Source organism: Mycobacterium sp. E735, assembly GCF_001666955.1.
Classification (GTDB): Bacteria; Actinomycetota; Actinomycetes; order Mycobacteriales; family Mycobacteriaceae; genus Mycobacterium.
The window spans coordinates 1-11,699 of record NZ_LZIX01000135.1 but is presented as its reverse complement, the minus strand read 5'-3'; the positions used below and the strand labels follow the sequence as shown (position 1 = coordinate 11,699).

Genomic DNA, 11,699 nt, shown 5'->3' with positions numbered 1-11,699 from the left:
TGCGGCGATCGGCAGCTCGATTACCCAGCGCTGCACCGCCTTTCGGACCGCCTGGCGGCGTTGCTTGCCGCGCGCGGTGTCGGGCCGGGGTCGTTGGTCGGGCTGTCGATGCGGCGCGGCATCGACCTGGTGGTGGCGCTGGTGGCCATCATGAAGGCGGGCGGCGGTTACTTCCCCATCGATCCGGGCTATCCGCGGGCGCGCAAGCAGTTCATGCTCGACGACGTGCGGCCGCCGGTGGTGCTGGCCACGGCCGAAGCGGCGGACACCATCCCCGACGTAGCGGGCGTGGCCGTCATTTCGCTCGACGACGCGCAGGTGCGGGCCGCGCTGGAGAACGGAGATGCCGCTCGGCGGGAACTGCCGCCGCCGCACCCCGACGACCCGATGTTCCTGGTCTTCACGTCCGGATCCACGGGCAAGCCGAAAGGCGCGCTGGGCACCCATCGGTCGATGGCGGCCCGGCTGGACTGGCAGCTGCGGCACTACCCGCCCAGGACGGAGGACGTGCGGCTGGCGCAGGCCTCGATCACGTTCCTCGAGGGTGGCATGGAGATGCTGGCCGGCCTGGCGGCGGGGGCGACGATGATCCTCGCCGACGATGCCGAGCACCGCGACCCGGAAGCCCTCGGCGACTTGATGAGTCGGCACGGGGTCGCGCAGGTGACGGCGGTGCCCAGCCTGGTCTCCGCACTGGTGGACAGCCGGCCCGACGCGGTGCGGGGGCTGTCCAGACTGGTGTGCGGCGGGGAACCGGTGAGCGCGTCGCTGCTACGACGGCTGGTGGCCGTGTGCGGCGGCGCGGAGATCGAGCTGTTGAACAACATCGGCTCCACCGAGACGTCCGGCGCGGTATCCCGCGGGCGGCTGGCACCGCCGAATCCGCTCGTGGGCAAGCCGGTTCCCGGGGCGGCCGCCTACCTGCTCGACGACGGGCTGCGGGCGGTGCCGGTCGGCGTCGTGGGCGAACTGTATTACGCCGGCGATCAACTGGCGCGGGGCTACTGGAAACGCCCAGGGCTGACCGCCACCCGGTTCGTCGCCGATCCCTTTGCACTCGAACCGGGTTCACGTCTGTACCGCAGTGGCGACCTCGCCCGCTGGACCGAGGACGGCCAACTGGAATTCGTCGGACGGACCGACCACCAGGTCCAGGTGCGCGGTTTCCGGGTGGAGCTGGCCGAGGTCGAGGCTGCGCTGGCGGCGGTCGACGGGGTCGCCGCCGCCGCCGCACGCACCTGGGAGGTGAACGGCGGCACCTCCCTGGCCGGATACGTTGTGCCGCAACGGCCAATGGTCGACGACGCGCAGAAGGCCTCGTTCGCATCGGAGGTGCGCGCCGCCATCGGCGCGACGCTGCCCGGCTATATGATCCCGTCGTCGTTGACCGTCCTGGACGCGCTACCCAAGACCGAGTCGGGCAAGCTGAATCGGCCCGGGCTGCCGCGGCCGTCCGTCACCACCAGCGGACAAACGGAGCCGTCACGCACCGACACCGAACGTGCGCTGGCCAAGGTGTTCGCCGAGCTGCTGTCGACGCCCGAGGTTGGCCGCTTCGACGACTTCTTCGCGCTGGGTGGGGACAGCATCCTGTCGGTGCAGCTCGCCGCGCGCGCACGGGCCGCCGGCCTGGGGGTCAGCCCGCGGATGATCTTCGAGAACCCGACGGTGCAGCAGCTGGCGGCCGCTCTCGACGGGCAGAACGACACCGAGCACGCCGACGACCGGTTCGAGCCGATGAGCACGTCCGGCCTTTCGGCCGACGACTTGGTTGCGGTGACGCAGCTCTGGTCGTCGCGCGACGGTACGCCATGACGGCCACCAAGGATGTCGCGCCCGACATCGAGGACGTGATGGCACTGAGCCCGCTGCAGGAGGGCTTGTATTCGCTGACCACGCTCGCCGAATTCGCCGACGGCGACGCCGACGACCCGTACGTGATCGGCATGGCCGCCGACATCTCCGGTGCGCTCGACGTCGCGCTGCTACGTGATTGCGCGACAAAGATGTTGAGGCGGCACCCCAATCTGCGGGCCAGCTTCTTCAGCCGAGGGATCGCCCACCCGGTCCAGATCGTGCCGTCCAGGGTCGACCTGCCGTGGCGCACCGTCGCCGCGGCGCCCGAGGATGTGCAGGCGCTGGAGACCGGTGAACGCCGGCGCCCGTTCGATCTGGAGCGCGGGCCGGCCATCCGCTTCCTGCTCATCGAATTGCCTTGCTCTCGATGGCGTTTGGTGCTCACCGCCCACCACATCGTGATCGACGGCTGGTCGATGCCGGTGTTCGTCAACGAGATGATGACTCTGTATCGGGCCGGCGGGGACGTGTCCGCGTTGCCCGCCACACCGCGGCCCTACCGCGACTACATCGGCTGGCTGGCCGGCCGCGATCTGCAAGCCGGTCAACGGGTCTGGCGGGAGCACCTGGCCGGCCTTCCGGGCCCCACCCTGCTGTCGGCGGCGCTCGGCTCGGGCGAGGACCGGCGCGCCGGGTTGCCCCGCACCACCGAACTGCGGCTGCCGGGCGCGGCGACCGCCCGACTGGTCGACGGGACGCGATCGCGCGGGATCACCGTCAACACGCTGATGCAAATGGCGTGGGCGCTAGTGTTGTCCAGGCTGACCGACACCCACGACGTGGTCTTCGGGGTCACCATCTCCGGCCGGCCGCCCGAACTGACCGGCGTGGAGACCATGATCGGGCTGTTCATCAACACCGTTCCCATGCGGGTGCGGCTCGACCCGGCCGCAAGCGTCGGCGAGCAATGTCGCGCGGTGCAGCGTGACGCCGCGTTGCTGCGTGAGCACGGCTACCTCGGGCACGCCCAACTGCGCGCGCTCGGCGGCGTCGGGGAGATGTTCGACACCCTGCTGGTCTACGAGAACTTCCCCCTGGACGGACTGGCCGCGGGCGTCGAATTGACCGCAGGCGGTGCGACATTCCGGCCGTCCACCCTGCAAACCCTGTCACATTTCCCGATCACCGTCGCCGCGCACATCGAAGGCGGCGAACTGGTGGTGCTGGTCGAAGTGATCGACGGTGCGCTGGGCGCCATTCCCGCCGCGGCCTTCGGCCGGCGGGTGCTGACCGCCGCCGAACGGCTGCTGCGGGATTGGGACCGGCCGCTGCGCCAGGTGAGCGTTCTCTTCGACGACGAGGCGGCCCCGCCGCGCGCCGCGGCCCCGCCCGCCCCGTCTGCGGTCGGCATCCACACGAGGTTCGCCGACGTCGTTGCCAAGACCCCGGACAACCTCGCGATCAGCTGGGCGGGCGGCACGATGAGCTACCGCGAACTGGACGCCCTCGCCAACGGCCTGGCCGCCCGCCTCGCGGACCGCGGCGTGCGGCCCGAAAGCCCGGTGGCCATTCGGCTTTCCCGGGGACCGCACTACATCGTCGCGATGCTGGCCGTGCTCAAGGCCGGCGGCATGTGCGTGCCCATGGAGCCGACAACACCCCCGGAACGGGTGGAATCGATCCTGCGTCAATCCGGCGCCGCGATCGTGCTCGACGAGGAGTCGCCGCTGGCCGGCGAACCGCCGGGCGCGGGCTTCCACCCGGTCGAAGTGTCGCCCGGGCAAGCCGCCTACGTCGTCTTCACGTCGGGTACCACCGGAGAACCCAAGGGAGTCATCGGAACTCACGCAGCCGTAAGCGCATACGCCGACGACCACCTGGACAACGTGCTGCGCCCGGCGGCCGACCGGCTGGGCCGGCCGCTGCGCATCGCGCACGCGTGGTCGTTCGCGTTCGACGCCGCCTGGCAGCCGTTGGTCGCGCTGCTCGACGGTCACGCCGTGCACGTCGTCGACGAGCACACGCAGACCGATGCCGAGGCGCTGGTCGAGGCGATCGCCGAGCACCGCATCGACATGATCGACACCACCCCGTCGATGTTTGCCCAACTCGCGGCATGCGGTTTGCTGAGCACGGTGCCGCTGGCGGTGCTGGCCCTGGGCGGGGAAGCGCTCGGCAAGCCCGACTGGAACCTCATCCGCGCCGAGTGCGCGCGCACCGGCATGGCGGCCCACAACTGCTATGGCCCCACCGAAACGACGGTCGAGGCGGTGGTCGCCGCCATCGCCGAGCATGACGACCCGTCGATCGGGCGGCCGACCGCGTACACGCGCGGCTACGTGCTGGACTCCGCGCTGCGACCGGTTCCGGGCGGCGTGACGGGCGAGCTGTATCTCGCCGGCGCCCAGCTGGCCCGCGGTTATCTGGGCCGCGCCGCCCAAACCGGGCAGCGGTTCGTCGCCGACCCGTTCGCGACCGGCGAACGCATGTACCGCACTGGCGATTTGGTGCGTCGGGCCCCCGACGGCTCGCTGGTATACGTGGGCCGCGCCGACGCTCAGGTCAAGATCCGCGGCTACCGCGTCGAGCCGGGCGAGATCGCGGCCGCGCTCGAATCGCATCCCGCCGTCCGGCGAGCGGGGGTCGTGGTGCGCCGGCGCCATGGGGTCGCGCTGCTGACGGCCTACGTGGTCGTCGCCGAAGCGGCGCCCCGGCCGCCGACGGCGGCCGAGCTACGTACGATGCTCGGCACCCGGTTGCCGCGCTACATGATCCCTCAGCGCATCCTCGCGGTCGACGAGATCCCCTTGACGGTCAACGGCAAGCTGGACGAGGCCGCGCTCAGCGCCTTCGACGCCAACGAGCCGGATCCCGCCGAGGCCGCCCCCGCAACGCCGACCGAAGCCGCACTGGCCGAAGTGCTTTCGGAGCTGCTCCACCAGCCGCGAGTCGACGTCTCCGCGGATTTCCTGCAGCTGGGTTTGGACAGCATCACGGCCCTGTCGGTGGTCCAGGCGACCCGGGCGCGGGGAATTGCCCTGCGCGCCAGGCTCGTCCTCGAGTGCGCCAACATCCGCGAATTAGCGGAGGCGATCGACTCCGAAACGTACTCTGCCGCAAGCGATGCCGAAGAGGACACCGGACCCATGCCGGTGTTGCCCAACGGACGATGGCTCTACGAATTCGGTGAGCCGCGCCGCCTGGCGCAGACCGAGGCCATCCGGCTGCCCGACAACGTCACCCGCGAACAACTGGACGCCGCGCTGGCCGGCATCGTGAACGCCCACGAGGTGCTGCGCTCCCGCCTGGACCGGGCCGCCATGACCCTGGTTTCGGCACCGGACACCCACACCGGACTCATCGACGAGGTTGCGACCTCCGACGATCTGCGAGCGGTGATCCCCGCCTACGCGGCCGGGGCCGTCGACCGCCTCGACCCGGAGCGGGGGACGATGCTGGCCGCGGTATGGCTTCGGCCCCCGGCCGGGCCGAGCGTCCTGCTGCTGGCCGCCCATGTCCTTGCGATGGACCCGGCGTCCTGGCGGGTCGTCCTCGGCGAATTGGACTCCGCCCTAACGGCTTTGACCACCGGGCGTGCGCCCGCGCCGATCCGCGAACACACCAGCTACCGGCGCTGGGCCGCCGCCCTCATCGAGCGCGCTCACCGACTGGACACCGTGCAGTTCTGGGCCGCCCAGTCCGACGGCGACGATCCCGACCTCGGCGCCCGGCGGGTCGATCCGCGTCGCGACCGCGCCCGCGATCTGGACGTCCGCATGATCGCCACCGACGCCGACCTCACCCGCCGGTTACTGGGCTCGGGCCTGCCGATGCCCCACCTGTTGATCGCCGCCACGGCGGCGACGGTGACGCGGTGGCGGCGCTCGCGCGACCAGGCCACGCCACCGCCCCTGCTGGCGCTCGAAACACACGGGCGCGCCGACGGTCTCGTCGACGGCACGGGCACGCGCAGCATCGATACCGGCGACACCGTCGGGCTGTTGAGCTCCATCTACCCGATTCGGGTGACGTCGACGGGCCCACGAGGCGCGGGGGAGCTGCTGGCGACGATCCCGGGCGATGGGCTGGACTACGGGTTGCTGCGCTACCTGCGCACCGACACCGCCGAGCGACTCGCCCCGCTGCGCCGGCCGCAACTGCTGCTGAACTACATCGGAGCCGCCCATGCCCACGGCGGCACCGCGTTGACGCTGGAGCGGGAGCTGCTGGCCGGGGTGTCGCCACAGCCCGAACCCGATCTCGCGGTCCGCCACGAGCTCACCATCGTGGCCGCCATGCTCACCTTCGACGGGCAGCGGGTGCTGGCCGCGCAGTGGCGCACGCTGCCCGACATTCTCAGTGACGCCGATGTCGCCGAGCTGCAACATCTTTGGATCGAATCGCTACGGGAGATGGCCCCATGAGCACACTTGCGATCCTCGGCGCGGGAGCCAAGGCGGTCGCCGTCGCGGCCAAGGCTTCCGTGCTGCGGGACATGGGTGTCGACGCCCCCGAGGTGATCGCCGTCGAACGTATCGGCGTGGCGGCGAACTGGCAGGCGAGCGGCGGCTGGACCGACGGCGCGCACCGGCTGGGCACCAGCCCGGAGAAGGATGTCGGGTTCCCCTACCGCTCGGCACTGGTGCCCCGCCGCAACGCCGAACTCGACGAGCGGATGACCCGCTATAGCTGGCAGTCCTATTTGATCGCCACGGCGTCGTTCGCCGAGTGGATCGACCGCGGCCGCCCGGCGCCGACCCATCGCAAGTGGAGCCAATACCTGGGCTGGGTGGCCGACCGGATCGGCCTCAACGTGGTGCACGGTGAGGTGGAACGGCTGGCCGTGAGCGGGGACCAGTGGACGCTGCACACCCACGAGACGACCGTGCAAGCCGACGCCCTGATGATCACCGGGCCCGGTCAGGCCGAGAAATCCTTGCTGCCCGGCAATCCGCGCATGCTGTCGATCGCCCAGTTCTGGGACCGCGCCGCGGGTCACGACCGGATCAGCGCCGAGCGCGTGGCGGTGATCGGCGGCGGCGAGACCGCGGCGTCGATGCTCAACGAGCTGTTCCGGCACCGGGTTTCAACCATCACCGTCATCTCGCCGCAGGTGACGCTGTTCACCCGCGGGGAGAGCTTCTTCGAGAACTCGCTGTTCTCCGACCCCACCGATTGGAGCGCGCTGACGCTGGCCGAACGCCGCGACGCGCTGGCCCGCACCGACCGCGGGGTCTTCTCGGCGAACGTGCAGGAGGCCCTGCTGGCCGACGACCGCATCCGCCATCTGCGGGGCCGGGTGGCCCACGCGGTGGGCCGCGACGGGCAGATCCGACTGACCCTGTCCACCAACCGCGGCAGCGAGAACCTCGAGACGGTGCACGGTTTCGACCTCGTCATCGACGGTTCTGGCGCCGACTCGCTGTGGTTCACGTCGTTGTTCGGCCAGGACGTGCTGGACCTGTTGGAGCTCGGCCTGGGCGGACCGCTGACCGCCGACAGCCTGCAGGAGGCGATCGGCCACGACCTGGCCGTCACCGACGTCGCACCCAAGTTGTTCCTGCCCAACCTCTCCGGTCTGACGCAGGGGCCGGGATTTCCCAACCTCAGCTGCTTGGGATTGTTGTCAGACCGGGTATTGGGATCCACGGTGGGTTCGGTGGGCCCGCCCCAGCACACGACAAGGAGACGCGATGAGCATCAACCCCTTCGATGACGAGAACGGCACCTTCTTCGTCCTCGTCAACGACGAGGATCAACACAGCCTGTGGCCGAGCTTCGCCGACAAGCCGGCGGGGTGGCGCGTGGTCTACGGCGAGGCGAGCCGCGCGGAGTGCCTCGACTACATCGAGCAGAACTGGACCGACATCCGGCCGAAGAGTCTCCGGGAATCGATCGAGCGACGCTCGTAACGGGCGGGCGGTGCGCGGCCGTAGCGTCGCCGTACCGTGACCGGCCCGAGACACAATCGCCGGTCACACCAGGCACACTTACACCTACTAACCGTGGTCACGCGGAACCGTGTGGGGGACAAGATCGCTGAGATCCCGCCATGGTGCATGCGTATCGAAGGGGGAACCGTGAAAACCATGAAGAGTATTGCCACCGGCGTGGCGGCGTTCGCCGTCTTAGGGGGAGCCGGCGGTGGCGTTTTCGTCGCGGCACCGATGGATCAGGTGCGGTTGGCCGCGCTCGGCGCGCCGCTCCCGCAGGACCCGCCACCGCCGCCGCCGGCCCCGGGCGCTCTTCCGACCGCGGAGCAGTTGTCGACCCTGTGCGACCAGGCGACCAATCCGGGCGTCTCGTACACCACCAAGAACAACCTGGTGGAGAACGGCATCACCCCCGACGAGGGCCACGTTGCCGATCACGATCTGCGAAAGGCCTACCGCAACGGCAACTTTCCGGAGACCTTCGCCGTGACGAACATCGCGCCGGCCGGCCCGAACATGGCCCAGGCCGACGTGGCGATCTCGGGTCCGAAGTTCGCCGGGCCGGTGGAAAAGCACCTGGTGTTCGTCAATCAGGGCGGCAACTGGGTCCTGCAGCACGACGCCGCCATCGCCCTGATCCAGGCCGCGACCGCGACCAACTAGCCGGCCGCAATTCTGGGCCGCCACACAGCTGGGGCACAGGTTCCGCCTGTTGTCTTCACATGGCGTGGCCGTAACGTAGCCATGCCGCCAGGCGAATCAACAGGAGTAGCAGGCGCGTTGACACCACGCCAGATGCGTGGATCCGTTTCACCAGGCGCGCCCGTCGAAGGGGGAACCATGAAAGCCGTCAAGTTGCTCGCCACCAGCGCGGCAGCATTCGCCGTCATCGGGGGTGCGGCCGCCGGCGCGGTCTCCATCGCGCCTTCGATGGACCAGGTGCGGCTCGCAGCGATCGGTGCGCCGTTACCGCAGGATCCGGCTCCGGTTGCGGCCGCCGACCTGCCGACCGCCGATCAGCTGACCGGCGTGCTGAACAGCCTGGCCGACCCGAGCGTCTCGTTCGCCAGCAAGAGCAACCTGGTTCAGGGCGGCATCAGTGGCATCGAGGCGCACGTCGCCGACAAGAAGCTGCAGAAGGCGGCCAAGAACGGCGACCTGCCCCTGTCGTTCGGTGTCACGAACATCCAGCCGGCCGCGGCCGGCTCGGCCACGGCTGACGTCGCGGTCTCCGGCCCGAAGCTGACGTCACCGGTCACGCAGAACGTCACGTTCGTCAACCAGGGCGGCTGGGTGTTGTCGCGGGCGTCGGCGATGGAGTTGCTGCAAGCCGCCGGTCAGTGATCGGCGCGCAGGTCTAACCGCGCGATGCGGACGGGGTCGGCCAGCACGTCGATCGAGGCGATCAGGCCGTCGCGCACGACGAATCCCATGATCGCCGTCGCCTGCCCGGCGACGAAGATCACCGCGCCGGCCGCCCCGTTGACTGTCGCGGCGCGCACCTCGCGGTCCGGGCCCGCATAGCTGCGGGCCAGCTTGGCCACGGTGGGTGCACCCTCGGCGCGGAAGCCGGGGGTGCCGCGGCCGAAGTCCCCGCGCAGCACCACCTCGGGATCCAGCACCGCGACCAGGCGGTCGAAGTCGCCGCTGCGGCCCGCCGCGAAGAACGCGTCGACGGCCTCCCGCTGGGCGGTCGCGTCGCCGTCGGGGGACGGGTCGGCCTGTTCGATCCGCCGGCGCGCCCGGCTGGCCAGCTTGCGGGTGGCCTCCGGCGTGCGGCCGACGATGGGCGCGATCTGGTCGAACGGCACGGCGAACGCGTCGTGCAGCACAAACGCCAGGCGCTGCTCGGGCGGCAACGTATCCAGCACCACGAACAACGCCAGCCCGACCGCGTCGGCGAGCATCGCCCGGTGTTCGGGGTCGAACTCGCCGTCGGCTTCCACGATCGGGTCCGGCAGGACGGCGGCCAGGTCCTCCCGTCCGCGGGCCCGGCGGTCGCGGAGCATGTTCAAACAGATGCGGGCCACCACGGTGGTCAGCCAGGCGTCCAGATTGGCGATCCCGTCGGCGTGGCTTCCGCTCAGCCGCAGCCACGCCTCCTGCACGGCGTCCTGGGCGTCGTCGATCGAGCCCAGCATGCGGTAGGCGATGGCGCCCAGCTGCGGCCGCGCCGCCTCGAAACGCGCCGTCACCGACGCAGCGACGGTCACGTGTCACCGTGGGTTTCCGGCAGGGCGCAGACCCGGTCGCCCGAGAAGCCGGACGAGCCGATACCGAGCGCGAGGTTGAAGCGGGCCCGCAGGTTGCCCAGCGTGATGACGTGGGTGAGCCCGACGAGTTGGGCGGTGTCGAAATGCCCGCGCAGCGCATCGAAAAGCTCGTCGCTGACCTCGACGGGGGTGCGGCTGATCGCGGTGGCGTACTCGAGGATCAGCTTGTCGACGTCGGAGAAGCACGCGGCGTTCCGATAATCGGCCATCGCGAGCAGTTCCTCGTCGGTGATGCCCCACCGGCGGGCGATCTGCGAACCCAGGTCGATGCAGTACTCGCAGTGCACCGTCGTCGCCGCCTTGAGTTCCGCGAGCGCACGGTCGCGGGGGCGCAGGATGTCCAGCTTCGACTCGGCCTGCTCGAGCCTGCCGTACGCGTTGAGCAGCCGGGGGATGTGCGCGTACATCCGCAGCGGTTCCAGCATCCCGGCCGTTTCGAGCCCGGTCATCTGGGCCAGCTTGCGTTTGGTGAAGAAGAAGGCGATCTTGGCGCCCAGACCGGCGTCACGGTCCGAGACTCCTTGCAGCCGAGGCATGGCGGTCCTCCTTGAATGTCGTCCTCACCAAGTCGACACCCGGCGGTGCGCAAACGTGACCGGCTACCGCGGCGGCCCCGGCGCCATGTCCATGTCGAAGATCCGCGCGTGCAGCACCGTGCGGTTCCGCAGAGCCGCGCGGACCGCCCGGTGCAGGCCGTCTTCGAGATAGGTGACGCCCTTCCACCGCACCGCGTGCGGAAACAGGTCGCCGTAGAACGTGGAGTCCTCCGACAGCAGGCGGTCCAGGGCGAGCACCGTGGTCGTGGTGACCAATTCGTCGAGCCGGATCTGCTGCGGCGGAATCTGGGCCCAATCCCGGTAGGACAGCCCATGCTCGGGGTATGGCTTGCCGTCGCGCACGCCCTTGAAAATCATCGCCCGATCTTCCCCGACGCGTCGCGATCACCGGACCGGTTCATGCTGGAAAGGCTAACCGGACGAAGGGTCGCCAGCGCCGAAGCGTCGGTAATCGTTGCGGGTGCCGCCGACTGCCCGCCGCCGACGGCCCGCTGGTAACCGTTGGCGCGGCTCGAGACCCGTAAAATGGACCCGGTCAGCGCGGTGCAGGGAGGTGACAACGAGTGGGAAGTGCCGACGATCGGCGTTTCGAGGTGTTGCGTGCCATCGTCGCCGATTTCGTTGCCACCAAGGAGCCCATCGGTTCCAAGACGCTGGTGGAGCGTCATAACCTGGGCGTCTCGTCCGCCACCGTGCGCAACGACATGGCGGTTCTGGAGGCCGAGGGGTACATCACCCAGCCGCACACCAGCTCCGGGCGCGTGCCGACCGAGAAGGGCTACCGCGAGTTCGTCGACCGGCTCCACGACGTCAAGCCGTTGTCCTCCGCCGAGCGCAGCGCGATCCTGAGCTTCCTGGAGTCCGGCGTCGACCTGGACGACGTGCTGCGCCGGGCGGTGCGACTGCTGGCCCAACTGACCCGCCAGGTCGCCGTGGTGCAGTACCCGACGCTGACGTCGTCCACCGTGCGCCACCTCGAAGTGATCGCGCTGACGCCGGCCCGCCTGCTGATGGTGGTCATCACCGACACCGGTCGGGTGGACCAGCGCATCGTCGAACTCGGCGACGTCATCGACGACCACCAGCTGTCCCAGCTCCGCGAGATGCTCGGCCAGGCGTTGATCGGCAAGAAGCTATCG

General features: G+C 70.0%; 10 protein-coding genes. 7 read left to right on the top strand and 3 right to left on the bottom strand.

The annotated features are described in order from the left end of the window. From A5704_RS10850 to A5704_RS10825, 6 genes are all read left to right on the top strand, one after another. Nucleotides 1–1,815: non-ribosomal peptide synthetase (locus tag A5704_RS10850; protein ID WP_156737004.1), on the top strand; the 1,815-nt coding region annotated here is incomplete at its 5' end. Beyond that, nucleotides 1,812–6,221, top strand: coding sequence for a non-ribosomal peptide synthetase (locus A5704_RS10845; RefSeq protein WP_067888969.1), 4,410 nt, complete (start codon nucleotides 1,812–1,814; stop codon nucleotides 6,219–6,221). The genes A5704_RS10850 and A5704_RS10845, both read left to right, overlap by 4 nt. Then, nucleotides 6,218–7,513, top strand: a complete 1,296-nt coding sequence (gene mbtG / locus A5704_RS10840) for an NADPH-dependent L-lysine N(6)-monooxygenase MbtG (protein WP_067748388.1) — start codon at nucleotides 6,218–6,220, stop codon at nucleotides 7,511–7,513. Before A5704_RS10845 ends, mbtG begins: the two co-directional genes overlap by 4 nt. Continuing rightward, the gene (locus A5704_RS10835) at nucleotides 7,491–7,709 is read left to right on the top strand and encodes an MbtH family protein (RefSeq protein ID WP_067748391.1); all 219 of its coding nucleotides are present in this window, start codon (nucleotides 7,491–7,493) and stop codon (nucleotides 7,707–7,709) included. The genes mbtG and A5704_RS10835 overlap by 23 nt, the downstream gene beginning before the upstream one ends. 168 nt (nucleotides 7,710–7,877) lie before the next feature. Continuing rightward, entirely contained in the window at nucleotides 7,878–8,393 is a 516-nt protein-coding gene (locus A5704_RS10830) for a hypothetical protein (protein WP_067888972.1), read from the top strand. Between the two features lie 177 nt (nucleotides 8,394–8,570). Further along, nucleotides 8,571–9,074, top strand: a complete 504-nt coding sequence (locus tag A5704_RS10825) for a hypothetical protein (protein WP_067888965.1) — start codon at nucleotides 8,571–8,573, stop codon at nucleotides 9,072–9,074. On the opposite strand, the gene A5704_RS10820 is transcribed toward A5704_RS10825, so the two are convergent. From A5704_RS10820 to A5704_RS10810, 3 genes are all read right to left on the bottom strand, one after another. Further along, the gene (locus tag A5704_RS10820; protein ID WP_067785043.1) at nucleotides 9,068–9,943 is read right to left on the bottom strand and encodes a sigma-70 family RNA polymerase sigma factor; all 876 of its coding nucleotides are present in this window, start codon (nucleotides 9,941–9,943) and stop codon (nucleotides 9,068–9,070) included. The genes A5704_RS10825 and A5704_RS10820 overlap by 7 nt on opposite strands. Then, nucleotides 9,940–10,539: a carboxymuconolactone decarboxylase family protein gene (locus tag A5704_RS10815; protein ID WP_067748399.1), complete on the bottom strand. Its 600-nt coding sequence runs from the start codon at nucleotides 10,537–10,539 to the stop codon at nucleotides 9,940–9,942. The genes A5704_RS10820 and A5704_RS10815 overlap by 4 nt, the downstream gene beginning before the upstream one ends. Nucleotides 10,540–10,602: 63 nt before the next feature. Next, nucleotides 10,603–10,917, bottom strand: a complete 315-nt coding sequence (locus A5704_RS10810) for a type II toxin-antitoxin system VapB family antitoxin (protein WP_067748401.1) — start codon at nucleotides 10,915–10,917, stop codon at nucleotides 10,603–10,605. 206 nt (nucleotides 10,918–11,123) lie between these two features. Between A5704_RS10810 and hrcA the strand changes: the two genes are divergently transcribed. Then, a partial coding sequence (gene hrcA, locus A5704_RS10805; RefSeq protein ID WP_082950473.1) for a heat-inducible transcriptional repressor HrcA occupies nucleotides 11,124–11,699 on the top strand: 576 nt, incomplete at its 3' end.

Bases quoted from the DNA above. Each gene is read 5' to 3' on its own strand.
- mbtG (WP_067748388.1), top strand. From the start codon at position 6,218: ATGAGCACACTTGCGATCCTCGGCGCGGGAGCCAAGGCGGTCGCCGTC.
- A5704_RS10845 (WP_067888969.1), top strand. From the start codon at position 1,812: ATGACGGCCACCAAGGATGTCGCGCCCGACATCGAGGACGTGATGGCA.
- A5704_RS10815 (WP_067748399.1), bottom strand. From the start codon at position 10,539: ATGCCTCGGCTGCAAGGAGTCTCGGACCGTGACGCCGGTCTGGGCGCC.
- A5704_RS10835 (WP_067748391.1), top strand. From the start codon at position 7,491: ATGAGCATCAACCCCTTCGATGACGAGAACGGCACCTTCTTCGTCCTC.
- A5704_RS10810 (WP_067748401.1), bottom strand. From the start codon at position 10,917: ATGATTTTCAAGGGCGTGCGCGACGGCAAGCCATACCCCGAGCATGGG.
- A5704_RS10825 (WP_067888965.1), top strand. From the start codon at position 8,571: ATGAAAGCCGTCAAGTTGCTCGCCACCAGCGCGGCAGCATTCGCCGTC.